Source organism: Clostridium subterminale (genome assembly GCF_039521425.1).
GTDB classification, from domain to species: domain Bacteria; phylum Bacillota; class Clostridia; order Clostridiales; family Clostridiaceae; genus Clostridium_J; species Clostridium_J subterminale.
The window spans coordinates 213,540-233,525 of sequence record NZ_BAAACI010000001.1; the positions used below are offsets into that span (position 1 = coordinate 213,540).

Annotated in this window: 21 protein-coding genes; all 21 read left to right on the forward strand. The window is 29.8% G+C overall.

Features of this window, described 5'->3' with window-relative positions:
- The first annotated feature begins 38 nt into the window (after positions 1-38).
- Positions 39-422 (forward strand): VOC family protein, encoded by a 384-nt coding sequence (locus tag ABDZ93_RS01250; protein ID WP_343822891.1) that lies wholly within the window; start codon positions 39-41, stop codon positions 420-422.
- Between the two features lie 163 nt (positions 423-585).
- Entirely contained in the window at positions 586-975 is a 390-nt protein-coding gene (locus tag ABDZ93_RS01255) for a spore coat protein (protein ID WP_343824494.1), read from the forward strand.
- Between the two features lie 400 nt (positions 976-1,375).
- Entirely contained in the window at positions 1,376-2,584 is a 1,209-nt protein-coding gene (locus tag ABDZ93_RS01260; RefSeq protein WP_343822892.1) for an SDR family NAD(P)-dependent oxidoreductase, read from the forward strand.
- A gap of 209 nt (positions 2,585-2,793) precedes the next feature.
- Positions 2,794-3,495 (forward strand): hypothetical protein, encoded by a 702-nt coding sequence (locus tag ABDZ93_RS01265; protein ID WP_343822893.1) that lies wholly within the window; start codon positions 2,794-2,796, stop codon positions 3,493-3,495.
- 372 nt (positions 3,496-3,867) lie between these two features.
- On the forward strand, positions 3,868-4,392 hold the full coding sequence (locus tag ABDZ93_RS01270) for a helix-turn-helix transcriptional regulator (RefSeq protein WP_343822895.1): 525 nt from the start codon (positions 3,868-3,870) through the stop codon (positions 4,390-4,392).
- The gene (locus ABDZ93_RS01275) at positions 4,317-4,712 is read left to right on the forward strand and encodes a GyrI-like domain-containing protein (RefSeq protein WP_343822897.1); all 396 of its coding nucleotides are present in this window, start codon (positions 4,317-4,319) and stop codon (positions 4,710-4,712) included. Before ABDZ93_RS01270 ends, ABDZ93_RS01275 begins: the two co-directional genes overlap by 76 nt.
- A 238-nt stretch (positions 4,713-4,950) precedes the next feature.
- Positions 4,951-5,319 (forward strand): ArsR/SmtB family transcription factor, encoded by a 369-nt coding sequence (locus ABDZ93_RS01280; protein WP_343822899.1) that lies wholly within the window; start codon positions 4,951-4,953, stop codon positions 5,317-5,319.
- Between the two features lie 107 nt (positions 5,320-5,426).
- Positions 5,427-7,835: a heavy metal translocating P-type ATPase gene (locus tag ABDZ93_RS01285; RefSeq protein WP_343824495.1), complete on the forward strand. Its 2,409-nt coding sequence runs from the start codon at positions 5,427-5,429 to the stop codon at positions 7,833-7,835.
- A gap of 391 nt (positions 7,836-8,226) precedes the next feature.
- Complete coding sequence (locus ABDZ93_RS01290) at positions 8,227-9,291, forward strand: methyltransferase domain-containing protein (RefSeq protein WP_343822901.1); 1,065 nt, start codon at positions 8,227-8,229, stop codon at positions 9,289-9,291.
- Between the two features lie 438 nt (positions 9,292-9,729).
- Positions 9,730-10,494, forward strand: a complete 765-nt coding sequence (locus ABDZ93_RS01295; protein ID WP_343822903.1) for a hypothetical protein — start codon at positions 9,730-9,732, stop codon at positions 10,492-10,494.
- 287 nt (positions 10,495-10,781) lie between these two features.
- On the forward strand, positions 10,782-11,696 hold the full coding sequence (locus ABDZ93_RS01300) for a GNAT family N-acetyltransferase (RefSeq protein ID WP_343822905.1): 915 nt from the start codon (positions 10,782-10,784) through the stop codon (positions 11,694-11,696).
- Between the two features lie 200 nt (positions 11,697-11,896).
- Complete coding sequence (locus ABDZ93_RS01305) at positions 11,897-12,316, forward strand: GNAT family N-acetyltransferase (protein ID WP_343822907.1); 420 nt, start codon at positions 11,897-11,899, stop codon at positions 12,314-12,316.
- A 358-nt stretch (positions 12,317-12,674) separates the two neighbouring features.
- On the forward strand, positions 12,675-13,715 hold the full coding sequence (locus tag ABDZ93_RS01310) for a serine hydrolase domain-containing protein (RefSeq protein WP_343822909.1): 1,041 nt from the start codon (positions 12,675-12,677) through the stop codon (positions 13,713-13,715).
- A 63-nt stretch (positions 13,716-13,778) separates the two neighbouring features.
- Positions 13,779-14,219, forward strand: coding sequence for a CPBP family glutamic-type intramembrane protease (locus ABDZ93_RS01315; RefSeq protein WP_343822911.1), 441 nt, complete (start codon positions 13,779-13,781; stop codon positions 14,217-14,219).
- A 241-nt stretch (positions 14,220-14,460) separates the two neighbouring features.
- A complete protein-coding gene (locus ABDZ93_RS01320) occupies positions 14,461-14,946 on the forward strand; it encodes a GNAT family N-acetyltransferase (protein ID WP_343822913.1) in 486 nt (161 codons plus the stop codon).
- 336 nt (positions 14,947-15,282) lie between these two features.
- Complete coding sequence (locus ABDZ93_RS01325) at positions 15,283-15,753, forward strand: GNAT family N-acetyltransferase (RefSeq protein WP_343822915.1); 471 nt, start codon at positions 15,283-15,285, stop codon at positions 15,751-15,753.
- Positions 15,754-15,942: 189 nt separating this feature from the next.
- On the forward strand, positions 15,943-17,040 hold the full coding sequence (locus tag ABDZ93_RS01330; RefSeq protein WP_343822917.1) for an HD domain-containing protein: 1,098 nt from the start codon (positions 15,943-15,945) through the stop codon (positions 17,038-17,040).
- Between the two features lie 78 nt (positions 17,041-17,118).
- On the forward strand, positions 17,119-17,814 hold the full coding sequence (locus ABDZ93_RS01335) for a class I SAM-dependent methyltransferase (protein ID WP_343822919.1): 696 nt from the start codon (positions 17,119-17,121) through the stop codon (positions 17,812-17,814).
- A 155-nt stretch (positions 17,815-17,969) separates the two neighbouring features.
- The gene (locus tag ABDZ93_RS01340) at positions 17,970-18,821 is read left to right on the forward strand and encodes a putative RNA methyltransferase (RefSeq protein ID WP_343822921.1); all 852 of its coding nucleotides are present in this window, start codon (positions 17,970-17,972) and stop codon (positions 18,819-18,821) included.
- A 174-nt stretch (positions 18,822-18,995) separates the two neighbouring features.
- Positions 18,996-19,598, forward strand: a complete 603-nt coding sequence (locus tag ABDZ93_RS01345) for a hypothetical protein (protein WP_343822923.1) — start codon at positions 18,996-18,998, stop codon at positions 19,596-19,598.
- 3 nt (positions 19,599-19,601) lie between these two features.
- On the forward strand, positions 19,602-19,874 hold the full coding sequence (locus ABDZ93_RS20055) for a GNAT family N-acetyltransferase (RefSeq protein ID WP_425544752.1): 273 nt from the start codon (positions 19,602-19,604) through the stop codon (positions 19,872-19,874).
- Positions 19,875-19,986 lie beyond the last annotated feature (112 nt).

The window sequence follows — 19,986 nt, forward strand, 5'->3', positions numbered from 1 at the left end:
ATGTAGAAGAAAATATTATACCTGAAGGGATGAGGATTATGAGAAAAATGTTGTATATGTCACACTGTGTGTTTCCAACACTGAACATAGAAAGGACATCTGATTATTATGAGAAAGTAATGGGATTTAAAGCAGTAAAGTATCTTGATTCTAAAGAACCACATATTTGTTTATATCGCGATTCAACAGAAATTATTTTAACAAAATCTAATGGACAGGAAGTAATTCCAAATAGAAAATTGTATGGTTATGGGTATGATGCATATTTTATAACAGATAATCAAGAAAAGTTACAAGAAAAGTTAACAAATATGGGTGCAAATGTTGTTCGCCCATTATTTAATACAGATTACCATAATCAAGAGTTTGTTGTTGAGGATGTTGATGGTAGGTGGATAGGGTTTGGTATAAAAGGAGATTAGATTTTTGTAAGTCAGATTGTTATGTTCTTTTAAACATAGTAATTTCTATAAAAGAGCTCACTTTTATAGAAAAAGTAGTAACCCTTTTCTCAATACAATATATACTATTATTAGAGGTAAGGACAAGCTCCCCGTCTCTAATATAATAATAGGTGATGATATAATGCTTTCAACCGAATCTTTAAATGAAATCAAAAAAAAAATAGTGACTCAAAACAGTCCTGTCACAATTGGAGCAACATGTGTTGCTCAATTAGCTCCAGCTGTTTTTGTATTACTCGTTGAAATAGAAGTAGAAGTTCCAGGAGAAGATATTGAAGAAGTGCTTATAATAAGACTAACACCTGCTCAAGCAGCAGCACTAATACTACAGATTGGTCTTTGTAGCATAGTAGGTCCAGACGAAATTCCAACTCCAGAACCTGGAACAGAAGTAAATCTTATTTGTTCATTTGTATTTGAAAACGAAGTATTTTTAGTATTTGATGTTGAAACCGACACAACAGATGATCTTGTTTTAGTTAGAGTTCCTTTATGCCCAATTGTTGGATAAAACTAATAGATTGAATTGTATCAATAAACAATAATATTGGGTAGGGTAAGTCCTATAAAAAGTAAAATATTCTATAATATGATATAATGGGCCAGTGCACTTGGTATAATTCTCAGTGTACTGGCTCTATTTTAAATTTCTTAAGCTTATGATATAACATTGTACTGACTGTTATAATATAAGAATATGCAGTAACCTTATACTTAGCAACTTATACTTGCTTAATTAATTTTTGAGGAAACCATTTTATTTTTCAACACCCTATTAGAAAAGATCCCTTGAATAAATTGTTTGTTATGTAATAAATTACATGATACAATTTATATAATGGTAAGGTACTATTGTAGGATATTGAGAAATAGTAATTATTTAGCAATAGGCAATTATAAAAAAGGAGATTATGATGCTTATAGAAAAAAATATATCTTTTAGAAATAGATTGAAAGATAAAGTTATACTTTTAACTGGTGCAGGAGGTGGGATAGGTTTTGAAACTGCAAAAGCACTGGTTTATATGGGGGCAAAGGTTATTGTCGCTGAAATAGATAAACGAAAAATGTTATGCGCTCAAAGAACTTTAGATGGTATATTTAGTAAAAACTCTGTAGAATTTTATGAAATTGATTTATCCGATGAAAATCAGATATATGCTCTGGTTTCTCATGTGAAAGATAAATATGGTCGCATAGATGTTTTATTTAACAATGCGACCATGACTGCTATGGGAACAGTAGAAAAAGTTTCTATTGATGTATGGGATAAGAGTTATGCCGTTAATTTCAAAGCTCCATTACTATTAACACAATTAGCTTTACCACTCATGAAACAAAAAAATTCTGGAACAATTGTTTTTGTTTCATCATCTGGTGCTGCACCTTTTATGGGAGCATATGAAGTATTTAAAACAGCACAGGTAGAATTGTCAAATACTCTATATGGAGAACTGGAAAGTACAAATATAAAAGTATATACTATCGGTCCAGGACTCGTTAAAACAGAAACAGCAATGAAGGGAATAGAGATAGTGTCATCTCATATGGGAATAACAACAGAAGAATTTTATGAAATGAATGAAAATCACATACTTGGAATTGAAGAGGCTGGCACTGGATTTGCTATATCAGTTTTAATGGCTGATAGATATGACGGTCAAGAAATTGGTGCTATACAGGTTTTGTCTGATTCTAGCTTACTGCTAAAATTAGATAGTAAAGAAACCACTAAAAGTAATGATTATCAAAACATTATTCCAACTGTTATGAATGTGGTAAAAGTTTATAAAGAACAATATTCTGGTTGGATGAAAAGAAATGTTTTTGAACGCCAATGGGTATTGCGTGATTTTAAGAAAACAGTAGGATATTCCGCTGACCAGTTTCTTGAAATTATGCAACACATTCAATACGTAGTTATTAATGGGAAGATTCAAGATATAAGCACCTATTCATCTAATTTTCAAAAATTGATGGAATATTATAAGAGACAATATACATTGCTACAAGGATATGAAAAAAATCCTGAAAAACTCAAGGAATATTCTATAACACTTTTGAATTATATTGAAGATTTAAAAACTATTTGTGATAATTTACTTAATAAAGAAAGATGAATAGAAATTTATCAATTCTTTAGGATGGAAAGGTTATGATTGAAGAAGCAATAGATAAGTTGTCAACATGAAAAAATTTATAATCAGCCGTGGATTGAGAAATCAATGGGACGTTGGTGTAATGAAATATTTTTACCATATCTTCAAGGTTAATAATTATATTATATAGACATAAAGGTTTATAAATTAGAGGAGGGGTATAAGATAAGATGGGTAAAAAAAGCTTAACTTTAGAGCAAAGAAAGCTAGATGCTGATATATGGATTATTACATTAATAACATTGGGATCATTTATATTATATATGCTGTTTGGAAATCAAATGGTTAATTACATAAAGGATTCTAATAATTCTATTGTCCTACGTTTGTTACTTAATGCAGGTGTTCAATTTGGTATAGCTGGATTAGGAATTACAGTAGTATGTATTTTTAGAAAGGAACGATTTTCTGATTTTGGATTAGTAAAAAGAAATACAATGAAATCTACATTAGTTTCAATTATATGTTTTATTCCATACTTAATGTATATTTTTATATCAGGACAATATACAGGTTATCACCCACTCAGCATTATTATTACAAATGATGTATTAGAAAGTGGTATTCCAATCAATATTTTAGGAATGGCATTGATTTTTATAGTGTGGGGATTTTTTGAAGGATTTAATTATGTTGTTATTAGCGATAAATTAAACAGTGTGTATCCACCTAAAAGTAAGTGGTTTAACATAGGTGCTATTGCTTGTGCTGTGATATGTATTTTATTTCATCCCTTTAGTATATCTTTTTGGGGTATTATTGAAATAATCACTACATTCATAGCTATTTACGGTATGCTTATAGTAAAAAGAGAAACTAATAATGCATGGGGATGTGTATTTGTATTCTGCTTCATTTGGAACGCTTTCTAAATTTCAATTTTGCAGTGGAGATTAAATCAATTTTAAGAGAACAAATTCTTATTTAACGACTAAACTACCATATTATTCAGAATTGAATTTTACGTTAGTTTTTTATTTCACAATTCAAGAAAATAGCGAAATAACCAAAGGAAAGTACAACACTATATTCTTATATAGTTGACCTTTAAAAATTGAATAGTTCAGTATTGGAAGATATGCTATTATATGTATATAACAATAGGGATTTAAATTGTAATAGTATACTAGGATGAAAAAAGATTATTTATATAATGTGTATTGGAAGCTCTCATTTTTATGTAATGAAAGAGAGGATTTTATACTTAATTCTCGATATACTTATAAATGAAAGGATGATGTGTTGTGGATTGGACGATACGAATGAACCTTGCACTTGACTATATTGAAGATAATTTAGACAAAGAAATTGATTTCAATTATTCAGCAAAATTGGCATTTTGTTCGCTTAATAGTTTGACAAACATGTTTAAAATTGTTACAGGAATACCTTTAAATGAATATATTCGACGTCAACGTCTTTCGCTTGCTGCTTTAGAGCTTCAAAATAGTAATGAAAAAATTATAGATATTTCTATGAAATATGGTTATTCGTCACCAACGGCATTTAACAGAGCATTCCAAATTCAACATAAGGTGTCTCCACAATATGCAAGAAGTAGAGGGATTTCTATAACCACATATCCCCGCATTGCCTTTCAAATAAAAATAAAAGGAGATGTCGAGATGAAGTGTAGAATTGAAACAAAACCTGCTTTTTCAGTTATAGGAATCAAAAAAAATTTCGCAATGACATGGAGGGTGATCACCATATTCCAAATTTTTGGCGTGAAACACCACAGGAGACATATGATAAAATCCTATCTTTAGCAAATGCCGAACCAAAAGGTTTGTTAGGAGTGTGTGCTAATTTCAGTGGGCATGAATTTGATTATTTCATTGCCGCTTCAACTACAAAACAAGATTTGCTAGACTTAGAAAAACTTGAAGTTCCCGCCACAACATGGGTAATTTTTGAGCAAGAAGGCACAATACCAGATCTTATTGGGGGATTTTGGAGTGAATGGTTGCCATCATCTGGATATAGGCGAGCTAATGAAAATTACCCAGACATTGAAGTATATCCAGATGAAGATTTTCTCAAAGATAACTCCAAATATGAACTTTGGTTTCCTGTTGAAAAGGAATAATACAAGTCTAACAGTTGTTCTGCATTGCTTTTTTTAAAGTCGTAGAGCATAAAATTAAAAAATTAAAATTACTATTAAAAGAATGAAGTTGTATATAAGTAAATATACAGCTTCTTTTATTTTGAAAAAAATTTTAGAAATTATAATAAAAATCTTTGACAAATATGAAAAAGATGCATATACTGAATATATAAACATATGAACAAGTATGCATATATTCTAATGAGGTGATATATAAATGAATAACGAAAATGAAATAACTAATACCTGTAATTGTAATACTATCCACGAAGATGTGATTAAGAGAGTAAAGGAAACTATTCCAGATGAAGAAGATTTATATGAATTAGCAGATTTATTCAAGGTTTTTGGAGATAGTACAAGAATAAAAATTATTTGTGCATTATTCCAAGCAGAAATGTGTGTTTGTGATATTGCAGCACTACTTGGAATGAACCAATCAGCAATATCCCATCAGTTGAGAGTTCTTAAACAGACTAGATTGGTAAAGAATAGAAAAGAAGGAAAAGTTGTATACTATTCCCTAGATGATGATCATGTTAAGGGGATATTTGATCAAGGATTAGAACATTTATATGAAAAATAAGGAATTTAGGGGGCAGGGGAATGAGTAATAAAGTTTCAAAACCTAAGGTTAAAGAAAATAAATCATTACAAATAAAATCTCAATCAAATAATAAATCAAATACGATTATGGAATTGAGAACAGCGACAAATAAAAACGTTGGAAAGATAAGAAAGCAATTCATTTTGGAAGGGTTAGACTGTGCACATTGTGCATCAAAAATAGAGACAAAACTAAATAATATTGATGGAATTGCCAATGCATCAGTAAATTTTGTCACTAAAACTTTAACTATGGAATTAGAAGAAATAAGTAAAGTTAATGAGTTAATTGCTTCATCTATAGAGTCCATAAACAAAATTGAATCACATGTAAAAGTTAAGGAAAAGACTGTAGGAAAGTCAAATAAATTAGTGATAATGCTTGAGGGTTTATGCTGTGCAAATTGTGCATCAAAAATTGAAAAAGAATCTCAAAATATTACTAATGTTAGTAGTGCTGTAGTTGACTTTGTAGCTCAAAAACTTATTCTAGAAGTGGAAAATAATAGCGATAAAGATAACATTGTTGAATCGGTTAAACAAATTGTTAAAAAGATTGAACCTGATGTAAAAGTATACGTAGAAGAAGGAAATCAAAATAGAAAGCAAAGATCCCATGATCATAATCATGATCATGGAAATAGCAAAAAGGAATTTGTAAGACTTGGAGTTGGTGCAGCAATTTTTGCTATTGCTACAGCTTTTAATTTTAATTTTTATGTTGAGTTATCATTGTTTTTAGTGAGTTATCTCCTTGTTGGTGGAGAAGTTGTATTAAGAGCATTGAAAAATATTAGAGGAGGCCAAATTTTTGATGAAAACTTCCTTATGAGTATAGCTACTATTGGAGCTTTTGCTATTGGTGAGTTTCCAGAAGGTGTAGCGGTTATGCTATTCTATCAATTAGGGGAAATATTCCAAGGTATGGCTGTAAATCGCTCAAGAAAATCCATAGCAGAATTAATGGATATAAGACCGGATTTTGCGAACTTAAAAATTGGTAGTGATATTAAAAAGGTATCACCAGAAGAGGTTAGTATAGGTGATATTATAGTTGTAAGACCTGGGGAAAAGGTTCCTCTAGATGGTAAAGTAATTGAAGGAAATTCTATGGTAGATACTTCTGCACTTACTGGTGAATCAGTTCCTAGAGAGGTAGAAGTAGGAGATGATGTACTAGGTGGAGTTATTAATAAAAATGGACTATTAACTATAGAAGTAGAAAAAGAATTTGGAGATTCTACTATTGCTAAGATACTTGATTTAGTTCAAAATGCAAGTAGTAAAAAAGCTCCGACAGAGAACTTTATAACAAAATTTGCAAGATATTATACACCTGCTGTGGTTTTCTCTGCATTAGCATTAGCTATATTGCCACCACTATTTATAAGCGGAGCTACCTTCTCAGAGTGGATATATAGAGCATTAGCCTTTTTAGTTGTATCCTGTCCATGTGCTTTAGTTGTATCTATTCCACTTGGTTTCTTTGGTGGTATAGGTGGAGCTTCAAAAAATGGAATACTTGTTAAGGGTGGAAACTATCTTGAGGCATTAAATAATGTAGAAGTTGTAGTGTTTGATAAAACTGGAACATTAACTAAGGGTGTATTTAAGGTGACAGAAATACAACCTCAAGGCAATGTAACAAGGGACGAACTTATCACTTATGCAGCCTTTGCTGAGAGTTTTTCAAATCATCCAATAGCAACTTCTATTGTTAAAGCATATAGTAAGGAAGTAGCTAATGAATCAATTGAAAATTATGAAGAGATTTCAGGACATGGTGTAAAAGCTACTGTTTTAGGAAAAGAAGTTTTAGCAGGTAATTACAAGTTAATGAATAAAGAAAATATATCCTATGCACAAGTTGAAACTATAGGAACTGTAGTGCATGTTGCTGTTAATAAAGAGTATGCAGGATATATAGTTATCTCAGATGAAGTGAAAGAAGATTCAGCTAAGGCAATTAAAGCCTTAAAAGAAATTGGCGTTAAAAAAACTGTTATGCTTACAGGAGATAATAAAGTTGTTGGAACTAAAGTTGCCAAGCAATTAGGGTTAGACGAAGTTTATTCAGAGTTATTACCAGATCAAAAAGTTGAAAAAGTAGAATTATTAGATAAAGAAAAATCCTCTAAAGGCAAGTTAATATTTGTTGGCGATGGAATAAATGATGCTCCAGTTTTAGCAAGAGCAGATATAGGTATAGCTATGGGTGGTGTCGGTTCAGATGCGGCAATAGAAGCTGCTGACGTTGTAATAATGACTGATGAGCCTTCAAAGATTGCATCTGCAATAAAAATAGCTAAGAAAACAAGAGCAATAGTTATGCAAAATATTGTTTTTGCTTTAGGGATTAAAGCAATAATATTAGTACTTGTAGCTCTTGGATTAGGAACTATGTGGGAGGCTGTATTTGGTGATGTAGGTGTAACACTAATTGCGGTATTAAACTCTATGAGAGCAATGAAAACAGAAAAAAATCTTAACTCTTAGCAATCAATATTCTTAAATAGCGAACCAAATATATAATTAAATAACGCATTCATAATACCGTATTATTCAACATGAATATGCGGTATTTTTGTTTTGTAATTCAAATAAATTATTGAATTTGTAGATATTGCGAATTAGATAATGAAATTTATTCTTTGAAAATTGAATAATGCGGTGAAAAAATTGCTTGAAAATCTTCTTTCATATATGGTTTGTCTAGAATTAATTGGTTATACATAATATAATTACTAGTAATAAGGTTGGAATGGTAATTTAACGCAACCTGCCAATTATTTATATTTTGAGCAATAACCTTGCAGGAGTGAAACCAAAAGTGCAAGGAATTTTATTTATTCATCTACTATACTGTTTTCAGAGAGGAGGGATACGTTTGAACTGGTATGAACGAATCAACGAAGCATTTGACTATATTGAAGATCACTTAGACAGCAACATTGATTTAGATAAAGTTGCAAATATAATGTGTCAATCTACAGTTAGTTTTCAGCGTACATTTTCTGTATTTATGAATATATCGATATATGATTATATTCGCAGAAGACGTATGACATTGGCTGCTATTGAACTGCAAACAAATTCTATAAAGGTCATCGATGTTGCCTTGAAATATGGTTATGAATCTCCAGAGTCATTTACGCGCGCTTTCAAAGAGATTCACGGGATATCACCATCAGCAGCACGTAAGAAAGGTGGTAAGCTTAATCTATTTCCACGTATCACTTTTCTACTAACAGTAAAAGGAGATATTGAAATGGATAACAACAGTGAGCAAATTGTTAACCTTAAAGGACATAATTGGAGGAATATTGACCCATCACCACATCGTAAGCCTGTAGATAATTGCATTTACTTAGCAAATAAATGGAGGGAATCAGGTTATGTTGATCTTTTAGATTTAGGAACAGGACTTGGTCGCCATGCCATTTATTTTTCAAAACAAGGATTCAATGTAACAGCAATGGATATTTCTGATTATGCTGTTCAATATTTAAAAACATGGGCTGCAAAAGAAAATCAACTTATAAATGCAGAGGTTGGTGATATGCTATCCCTCAATTACTCCAATCAATCCTTTGACTGTATCTTTGCTTACCATGTTATTTCTCATACCGATTCAATTGGCATGAAAAAAACAATTGCAGAAATTGAAAGGGTGCTTAAGCCAAATGGTGAGGTATATTTGTCATTTTGCTCAAAAGAAAGTACAGAATTTATTGAGGGTAGATCTAACAAATTAGACAAAAATACTATTATAAGCCGAGATGGATTTGAAAAAGGTATACCTCATTATTATGCTAACTTAAATGATATCAAAGAACTCTTAGCAAATTTTAAGATAGAACTCATAAAACATACAGAGTATTTCTACAGTGACTCCAACCCGGATAACCATCGAAGAGAAAAGTTTTATTATGTTAATGCGATCCTAAAGTGAAGAAAATAAGCATAATTTAAGGAAAATTTAATACACAATAATTCTTATTTAGCATCACAACAATAAAAAACCGAATAATTATTCTAAACACCGCATTATTCAGAATTGAATTTTGCGGTGTTTTTACGTCGCATTTCAAATAAATAATAAACTAACGAAGGGTGTAGGATAACCCCACATTGTTCTTTGAAAATCAAATAGCACGATATTAGAAAATATGTTATAATATGTCTAAAGTGAACGTATTTAAATACAATTAATGAATCTGAAAAAGTAACTGATAATAATTTAGATTCTAATGAATAATTTTATTATAAGGCGCAGCAACTATATAACCAAATTTTATTAAATTACTATGCCATAATTCAAAAACATTGAAATAAATGGAGACTTAGGGGTTTCCAAATATATTTTATTTCATACATAGAGGGGGATAAAATGAAAAATAATAAAAAAATAATAATAATGATTATAATAGTAGTAATAGTTGCTATAACTGGAGTTGTTACTTATACAAGTCATAAAAAAAATAAAGTAATAGCAGAATTTAATAATTATATAGAAGAATATAAGGATGATATTAGTACGTATATTATAGATAAGAATGAAACAAAATACCAAGATTTAATAAATAAGTGTGAGCAGATTATTGCCAATAAAGAATTTAAAAAAGTAGAAGGACTAAAAGAAGAATTAAGCCAATTCAAAGATGATTTAACTAATATTAACATTGAGTTAATAAATAAAAGTATTTCAGAGCTTGAAGCTATTGATATAAGTAAGTTAGATGACAAAGATTCAATTGTTAATAAAATTGGAAGTATAAAAAAATTAAGACATGAAAAAGAATTTGTTAATGCTAATGAAGAAGTAATAGCATTGACAGCTGAAATAAATAAGAAATTAGAAATTAAAAAGCAAGAAGAAGAAAAAGCTGAAGCTGAAGCGAAAGCAAAGGCAGAAGCAGCGAAAGCAAAAGCTCAGGAGGAAGCGAAAGCGAAGGCTGAGGAAGAAATGAGAGTAAAGGCTCAGGCGGAAGCAGAAGCAAAGGTTCAATCAGAAACTAAAGCAGATGTTCAAGAGGAAGTAGATAATCAAGGTGGTACTCAAAGTACAAATGGAACTGAAATAATAATACAACTTCCAACAGTTGATTTTACGGATATATATTGGGAGGAGCACTATGGTCACCGTAGACCGTAGATGAATAGAGTACATATAAAGCAAAATGTACGAAGATGAGTTTATTGACAGGGCTATGTTAAATTAAGTGTAATATCTCTCAAAGTATAATATCAAAAAGTCATAATTAGATTTATGGCTTTTTATTTTTTCTATTAAGAAATACTAAGAATTAGGAAGTAATGATTTGGTTTTACAATGGTATTAGAAAATGCCCCATTTACATAAATTGTTTGATATAGGATAAATTACATGATACTATTTATATAGTGCATAAATTAGAAGAAAAAGATTCGAGGTGTCATATAATGAAAGAACAATTAACTAAAAGTTATGATTTACTTGACGGTTATAGCATTGAAAATGCCAATTGGGAGGAGTTCTCTCCTTATTTTGCAGTATATGAAATATTTGCTGCGAATGTGTGGTTTAGACAGAGTTTCAATTTGAGTTGTGAAGTGCTAAAAGATGATGAGAATTGTTATTGGATCAAAAAAGATGATTGTAGAATAGGAGGAGTGTCACCAGAACCTAACTATATGAGTTGCTTATTTTTAATACCACCATATGACAACGAGTTTCAGAAGGTATTAGGTAAGCTTAAAAATATTTTAATAAGTTGGTCTGATAAAAGCGAAGAAATATATGCAGGTAACGTTAAGCAAGAATACGTTAAATATTATCAAAGGCTTGGGTTTAGAACAGGAGAATCTAGAAGATGTATGATTAGACCTACGGAGAAGTTCCAGGTGATTTGGAATGATGATTATAGAATTGATCCAGTAAGAAAAGAAAATCAAATGGGAATAGCTGAATTCTATAAGGATGCTTTTAAAAATGTGGAAGATTTTCAAAGTAAATTAAGTGTTGAAGAAATAAATGGAGCAATTCAAGATTATTTTGATAATAATTCTGAAGATAGTTTAGTAAATAAGGCCTCAACACTAGTTTATGATAAGAAAACAAATCAGTTAATCGGAGCAAGTTTGATATCCATTTGGGAAGAATGGCCCAATGTATATGATTTTGCAGTTAAACCATCATTCAAAGGAAAAGGAATCGGAAATAATATGTTAAAGCATGCATTAACTATTTTAAAAGAAGAGTATCCTGTACTTAGATTGTTTGTAACATTAGGTAATGATGCAGAACTGTTTTATTCTAAATTAGGATTTTTAAGTGGATTAGAAACCACTGAAATGATTTTACCAGCTACAGAATAGAAATAAATATTTATTTCAAATACAACAACTATAAATCAAAATATTTTCAGGAGTTACTTAAACTATTACAGAACAGTTACTAAGATGTAAGTCGAAAGGAGAAATACGATAATGTTTAAATTATGGAATTATTAGTAGGTGGTAGAACTTAATTCTCCACATAATGTAACAAATTTAAATATATGAAATGGAGAATAAGAATGAGTATAAAATACAAAGAAAATTGCACATGTGAATTAAAACAATTAATAGAGTTATATAAAAATGTTGGGTGGTTAGGATATACAGATAAACCTGATAAACTAATTAGAGCAGTAAAAAATTCATTATTCAATATTGGAGCTTTTGATGGAGAGGAACTAATTGGCTTGATTAGAGTTATTGGAGATGATACTTCTATTATCTATATACAGGATATCTTAATAAAAGAAAAGTATCAGAGACAAGGAATAGGAACTTATCTGTTACAATCAGTATTAGATAAATATAAAGATATTAGGCAAATTGTACTGATGACGGATAAGACAGAAAAAACTGAAGCCTTTTATAAAAAAAATGGTATGTCAAAGGCATGTGAATTTCAAGGGGTTGCGTTTGTTAAATACAATTTTGAGTCATAGAGTAAACAGAGATTCAAAGGTAAATTTATATTGTAAGTTATAAGATTTTTTTAAAGATACAACTATTTACTTAAAATTTTTCATATAAAACGTAGCAATTGTAGAACTAAATAAATTTTTAATAAACCGTATTATTCAGTAATGAATTCTACGGTTTTCTAATGCGTAATTAAACTACATTCAGTACTAATAAGATTGAAAATCCGTATTTGTTAACGAGATGATACATTATCAGGAAATATTTATATTAACATAAATTGTTTGTCATGGTATAAATTTAATGGTAAAATTTATATATGGATAGGTAAGGTTGAATTGTTAAATATTGAAAATATAATTTTGAAATTTGAAATGGAGTGTGAAGATATTGGATGCTCATATTATTAAATCACAAATATTAAATAAGAACCCTGACTTTTCTGGAGTCATATTCCTCTCGATTAATGGAAAAAAAGTTATACAAGAAGCTATGGGGGAAGCTAATATAAGTGAACACATTAAAAATCATATAAATACGAGATTTCCAACAGCATCTGGATGTAAGATTTTTACCGCTATTGCCATATTAAAATTAATTGAAATGGGAAAATTGTCATTAGATGATTCGGTTACAGATTGTTTGCCAAATTTTTTTCCACATATGGATAATTCGGTGACAATTCACCATCTACTTACCCATACATCAGGATTTAGCGACTATTTTGATGAAGAAGATAATGAAGCTGATGTTTATTATGCCAAAGTGTGGGAAAATATTCCAATGTATACTATGAAATCACCAAGTGATTTTTTGAGATTGCTTAAAAATAAAAAAATGGAGTTTAAACCTGGTTCTCGTTTCAAATATAATAATGGTGGATTCGTAATACTTTCTATGATTATAGAAAAAGTTTCAGGAGTGGATTTTCCACTTTTTATCCAGAAATACATTTTTGACATATGTGGAATGAGTAATAGCGGTTATTTTTCGATGGACAATCTTCCATGTGATACTGCAATTGGTTATACAGATAATGGAAAGGGAGGCTTAAAGTCTAATATTTATTCTGTGCCTATCATTGGCGGTGGAGATGGAGGGGCATATACTACTGCAAGTGATATGTATTTATTCTGGGATGCTTTGATAAATGGAAAACTGCTATCAGTTCAGAATGTACAAGCTATGTGTACTCCACAAATAAAAACTGGAGAAAATGGTGGTGCCTATGGATATGGTGTATGGTTAGATACATGTAATAACATGGTTATGAAAATTCATGTTATGGGTGGCGATCCTGGAGTCTCTTTCAGAAGTGCTTATTATCCACATAACAAAAGTGTGTGTACTGTTTTATGTAATCGTGATGCAGGTAGTTATATGGCATTTAAAGTAATTGAAGATATAACGATAGGGATTTAAATCATAATAGTATTATAATGTGTAGCAAGGATTATTTATATAATTAGAAGAGGTAAATATTAAATGATAAAAGATAAACCTATTTTAAAGTCTATAATATGGGCATTTGTAATCTTGATTTTTCCAGTAGTATCTGGAGTAATAACACAAGTGTTAATGATGAATAATATTCAAACAATGTTTATTCAAGGATGTTTTATGTTAATCTCATTAATAATTCTAATAGTATATATGTGGAAATTTAAAATTAGTTTTAAAAAAATTGGATTAATAAAAATAGAAAATGGAAGTGCAAAGAAAGTTTTATTTTTTTTGCCGTTAGTAATTGCTGAGGCTCCTTTCTTGTTAGTTGGAATTCATTTAAATAGTATAAAATATATTATTACACTTTTATTTTTTACAATAGCAGTAGGAATCTCAGAAGAAATCTATTTTAGAGGAATCATTTTAAAATTATTAGAAGAAAAATATCCTAAAAAAAATCTATTATTATTTCTGCTTTAGTATTTGGGATAATTGCTGATGAAATTGTTACTATTACAAAAAGTTTAATTCCAATAATTATATGGCATTTTGTATTTAATTTTGTAAATTATATTACATTAGCAACTGGAGTAAATGAGATATTTGCCATTGGATTTCAAGAAATTATTATGATTATTTATGCTTATAACTTATGGAGTAAAATATCGTTAAAAAATAAGGATATAGTGAAGTTATGAAACTATAATTAAGGAGGCTCAAGATGGAAGATTTTAATATAAGGTTTAGAGAAATGAGTGATGATGAATTTGATAAATTCGCTGAGTGGGATATTCTAAGTTATTCAAAAGACTTAATAAAAGCCGGTCTATCCAGCGAAGAAAATGCACTTGAGGATGCAAAAAAAAGTTTTAATGAATTGCTTCCACAAGGAAAGTACACAAAGGATAATTATATTTATGTGGTTGTAAATAGCGACAATGAGGATGTAGGATTTATCTGGTATCAAAAGTATATGGAAAATATAGCCTTTATTTGTGATTTCTTAATACTTGAAAAGTTCCGTAAACAAGGTTATGGAAAACAGACCTTATTTTTGCTTGAAAAAGAAGCAAAAGAAAAGGGACTTAATCAAGTATTGCTCAACGTTTTTAGATATAATGAACCTGCTTTTTCGTTATATAAAAGTTTAGAATACAAAATAAGAGATGAAGAAAATGAGAATATATCTATGTTGAAAAACATTTAAAATTTCAACTGTGATAGATATAGAATAATTGGTGTTGGGGGAGATAAAAAATATAGTGAAACTGCATTTTCAATTATTAGACTTAAGAAAGAACTGTTATAATTTGTAGCATTCCAAACTTATATAATTGATCGGAATTGTATTATTCATCTATTATTCCCATTAAATAAGAGGAGTGAATATTAAATGATAGTAGTGGTTTGATTCTACTAAATAATTTGATATTTAGCTAATTTTCAGATGACGTAGTGAATAGATATCTATTTGATGCAGAGGTAGTTTTTTGTGCTCTAATTTATTTAAAACAATACAACTTACAAAGGAGGTGGGGGTATTTTGAACTATGTTTTTATTCCTATGAATAAAGAATATGCAAATGAGATTGCATATAATTGGAAGTATAATGGCATATATTCATTCTATGACATAATAGCTGACGAAGATGATTTAAAGGAATTTCTTAATGAGGATAATTGGGAAGGGCATTATTTCGCGGTTCTTAATGATGAATGTGAATTAGTTGCTTATTACTCATACTGCTTTGAAGGTGGTATTATGTGGATAGGTTTTGGTCTAAAGCCTGAATTAACTGGGAGAGGGATCGGAACTGAATTTGTAGTTGCAGGTATTGACTTTGGTATAAAAAAATTTGAGTATAAGCAAGATTATATTATGTTGGCAGTTGCTTCATTCAATAAGCGAGCAATAAAAGTATATGAGAACATAGGCTTCCAGTTTGTAGAGAAGTATATGCAAAAAACAAATGGTGGAGAGTTTGAGTTTATTAAGATGAAAAAATTAATATAAATTTTAATGAAACTGATTTTTGTGAATTAATCTAGAATATGATTATTGGAAAGATAATATTTCAGGTTTGGTTTTAAATTATAAATCACTCTGTTGTGATCAGTTGTAAATCATGAACAAAAATAAGTTCATAATGTTGAAATTACAAATGAGTAGTAGTAAAGGTTTAAATATAGTGAGGTGAAAAGATTGAACAGAATTGAAATTGTAAGAGCATATGTTGAGGATATCTTAAAAAATATTTCATCTGATGATGATGGAAAAACTGCATATATCCATACATATGGTGTTGCAGAAGCTTGTTCGTTTATCGCAGACAAACGTAGGCTCAACACAGAACTAGCCTATATCAGTAGTCTATTACATGACATATATGCTTACAAGACTGGAATTTACTTTGGTCATGCGTATAATTCAGCTGAAATGGCACGTGTTGCACTTCGAAAAATGGATGTATTTTCTGATGATGAGAAAATGCTTATTTTATCGGCAATTTATCATCACAGCGATATGGCGCATGTTCATGATGAATATGATGAAGTCTTAAAGGATGCTGATATTTTACAGCCATTTTTATATAATCCATCATCAAAAATCTTTTATCTTGCTATTCCAAGGCTTAACAATATGTTGAATGAATTTAATATAAAAGCTGTACCAATAGAATATGGATATAATCCAAGTGAACATACACAATTTCAAGATAAAAGAATGTTGTTAGCAAATATAGCAGAAAAGCTTGCCGTTAAAAGAATAAGTGGAGAAAAAACAGACAAAGATTTCTTAGAAATTATAAAATATTATCCAGAAGCATCAGCGTTTAAAGAATTAAAAAATGGTTGGTGTGCAGCATTTGTCTATCATTGTTGCTTAAAAGCAGGAATTCAATTACCACTAAAGCCACCGCCGGCAACTTTCAGACTTGCTGGAGTTGGAGCATGGTATGAATGGAGCAAACATAACAATTTTTGCTTTTATGAGCAGGATAGCTTTGTTCCTGAACGGGGCGATATTGTAATTTATAACAATATTATTCCCGCTGAAAATAAATCAAAAGATTCACCATGGCATGACCATATAGGGGTTGTGCTTGCTTGTGAAGGTGAACATATTTCTGTTGCAGAGGGTAATATTGATAACAACAGTTTGTCAGGAATAGTAACACGTAATCGTGATATTACAATCGGATGCTATGTGCGAATTCCAAATGATTATGTTTATGATGGTTGGAAATATGATTATAAAACCTGTGAAATTCGCAATGTAGAGTATAAGTCTAATCTCTAGTTCGGAACTTTCTAATGATATGGAGTATTATGGAGTTGCTGAATTTCAACTTGAGAGAGCAGAAAGAGAGGATTAAGAATGGATGCGAAATATATTGCTCCTTGGGAGTTGCTACAAAAGAAAATGACATGGGAACAGTTAAAAAACATAAATAATAAAAGAGTATTAGATTTTGGAAGTGGAAATGGTATGACTGCTAACCATTTTGCCATAGACAATGAAGTTATAGCAATTGAGCCAAATGAAAAGATGCTTAAGGATAGATTTACAGAAAATGATTATACACAAATAAAAGGAAATATGAAGGAACTTAAGAATTTTGAAGATGAGTCATTTGATGTAGTATTGTGCCACAATGTTCTTGAATATGTAGATGAAAGGGAAGAAATTATAAAAGAGTTTTCACGGATACTAAAGAAAAATAGCTACCTTTCTATTATAAAACATAATAAGCCTGGAAGAGTTATGCAGATGGTAGTGTTACTGAATAATTTTGAACATGCTAATGAATTATTAGCAGGGGAAAATGGACATGCACAACAGTTTGGTATAATTAATTACTATGAGGATTCGGAAATATTAGAATGGTCAGATAAATTCGAAATAGAAAGAATCCTAGGGATGAGAACTTTTTGGGATTTACAACAAAATCAAGAAATTCAAGAGGATAAGAAATGGCAGGATCAGATGTTAGAAATCGAATTAAAGGTAAGCAAACTGGAAGAGTATAAATCCTTATCATCCTTTCATCATATTATTTTACGGAAAAAGTAATAAAGGAACGTAATAGCATCTTTTTACATATGAATACATTTTATTTATATTATGCCATAATAAGTTTATAATGTTATAAATGTAAATGAATAATAGGCATCGGAAATAGTTTATCCATAACTATTAGAATAGCTTTAAAATTATGGAGGAGTATTTTGGAAAATAAAATGTTTGAAAATATATACAAGTGCCCAGTATGTGGTTTACCACTAATAAAACTAGAAGGTCAGTATGTGTGTGAAAAGAAACATTCTTTTGATATATCTCAAAAAAATTATGTTAATCTCTTATTAGCAAATCAAAAGAAAACTAAAGACCCTGGTGATAATAAGGAAATGATGAGAAATAGAAGAAATTTTCTTAATAAAGGTTATTATTCGAATTTTTCGGAAGGATTAAATGATGCAATAGCATTTTATTTAAAGCCTAGTGGAGCGTATATACTAGACGCCGGTTGTGGTGAAGGCTATTTCATAACAATGCTAAAAAATAAATTAAGTAATGAGGGTAATAGAACTAATATTAACTATTATGGCATAGACATATCGAAGTCAGCAATAAAATATGCTAGTGGACGGGATAAAACTATTAATTTTGCAGTAGGAAGTAATTTTAATTTGCCTATTTGTGATAATTCTTTAGATTTTTTAATTAGAAACTTTTCACAAGGTGAAGATAAAGAGTTTAGTCGTGTGCTGAAAAATGATGGCAAGCTCATTATTGTAACTCCAGGTGTGGAGCATTTATTTGAACTAAAAGAAAGATTATATGAAAAGCCCAGAAAACATGAAGTGAAAAATGATTTCAGAGAAGGTTTTGAACTCATAGACCACAGACAAGTTCAGTATAATATACATTTACAAGATAGTGAAGATATTCAAAATCTAATAACAATGACACCATACTTCTGGAGTATCACAAATGAAATAAAAAATAGAATTAATGAATTAAAGTCATTTACCGCTACATTACATTTTAATATACACATATATAAGAAAGTGTTATAAACCTATAATTAAAGATTCTTTGTTAAGATGCAATCTTCTTAATTAGTATTTAAAATGGAAGGTGATAAATATATAATTAAATAATTTATTCTTAATACCGTATTATTCAATATGAATATTCGGTATTTTGTTGCTTCAAAATACAGTGCAATGATTATTAAAGGAGGTAATAAGGTGGTAACTACATTTAAAACTAAAATTCTTACAACAAAAGAAGAAATTGATAAAGTTACATCAATGCAATCATCAAGTCCAGAGCAAAATTACTACTTGAAGCAGGCTATTCAAGATGGAAAAATAAAGTTAGAAGATTGCTATATCCTAGAACATAATCATAAAGTTCTTGCACGTGCAATTATTATGAATGGTTGTTACTTAGGGTTATATACCTTGGAGAATGTTAGTGAAGAAAATGCAAATGAATTTTTAGCAAAGGTTTTAAAGCAATATCCAAATAGGAAATTTAGAACAGACTTGTATTCAGACAAAAAGAATTATAACACTGTATTTTCAAGTCTATTAGCAAATGGATTCAAAGATATCATTCACAAAGAAAGCTATACTATCCAAGTAACACCAGCTTATAAAGACAGTAAATTATCATTTAAAGCTATAGATTTAAATGATGAAACGCTGTTGGTTGATTTGTTTATTCAAACTAGCAGAGATAATAAAGACAGCTTAATTCTAAAGGAAATCAAAGAAAAAGGATTGAAAGATGGTTCAAGAGATTTCTTTTTAGAATTGAAACAGTTAGACTTCGAAAGAGAACTATGAGCAATAGCATATTTTGAAAATAAACCCATAGGATTTATAATTATTACACGACTTACAGACAGTGATGCAGGGATTGGTTATATAGGGGTTGTACCTGAATATAGAGGAAATCATTTTTCACAGGACTTACTCTATAAGGCAATTAACCTCGCTTATCAATACAAAATAAAAAAGTTGATTGCAGATATTGATGTTGAAAATTATCCTATGAGAAATAATTTAATTAATTGTGGATTTACATTGGATTGCACTGAAATACTCTTTTTGAGGGAGTAGGAAAAATTTCAGGATTGATAAAATATAATGCATTATAGTTTTAGTTACAATTAACACATAGCCTTCTTAAAAAGCGTGTCTAACAGCACGCTTAAATTTTTTTAAAAAAGAT

Coding starts and splice junctions, on each gene's coding strand:
- ABDZ93_RS01285 (WP_343824495.1), top strand. CDS start 5,427: ATGGAATTGAGAACAGCGACAAATAAAAACGTTGGAAAGATAAGAAAG.
- ABDZ93_RS01280 (WP_343822899.1), top strand. CDS start 4,951: ATGAATAACGAAAATGAAATAACTAATACCTGTAATTGTAATACTATC.
- ABDZ93_RS01295 (WP_343822903.1), top strand. CDS start 9,730: ATGAAAAATAATAAAAAAATAATAATAATGATTATAATAGTAGTAATA.
- ABDZ93_RS01275 (WP_343822897.1), top strand. CDS start 4,317: ATGGAGGGTGATCACCATATTCCAAATTTTTGGCGTGAAACACCACAG.
- ABDZ93_RS01300 (WP_343822905.1), top strand. CDS start 10,782: ATGAAAGAACAATTAACTAAAAGTTATGATTTACTTGACGGTTATAGC.
- ABDZ93_RS01320 (WP_343822913.1), top strand. CDS start 14,461: ATGGAAGATTTTAATATAAGGTTTAGAGAAATGAGTGATGATGAATTT.
- ABDZ93_RS01305 (WP_343822907.1), top strand. CDS start 11,897: ATGAGTATAAAATACAAAGAAAATTGCACATGTGAATTAAAACAATTA.
- ABDZ93_RS01315 (WP_343822911.1), top strand. CDS start 13,779: ATGATAAAAGATAAACCTATTTTAAAGTCTATAATATGGGCATTTGTA.
- ABDZ93_RS01255 (WP_343824494.1), top strand. CDS start 586: ATGCTTTCAACCGAATCTTTAAATGAAATCAAAAAAAAAATAGTGACT.
- ABDZ93_RS01260 (WP_343822892.1), top strand. CDS start 1,376: ATGATGCTTATAGAAAAAAATATATCTTTTAGAAATAGATTGAAAGAT.
- ABDZ93_RS01335 (WP_343822919.1), top strand. CDS start 17,119: ATGGATGCGAAATATATTGCTCCTTGGGAGTTGCTACAAAAGAAAATG.
- ABDZ93_RS01250 (WP_343822891.1), top strand. CDS start 39: ATGAGAAAAATGTTGTATATGTCACACTGTGTGTTTCCAACACTGAAC.
- ABDZ93_RS01265 (WP_343822893.1), top strand. CDS start 2,794: ATGGGTAAAAAAAGCTTAACTTTAGAGCAAAGAAAGCTAGATGCTGAT.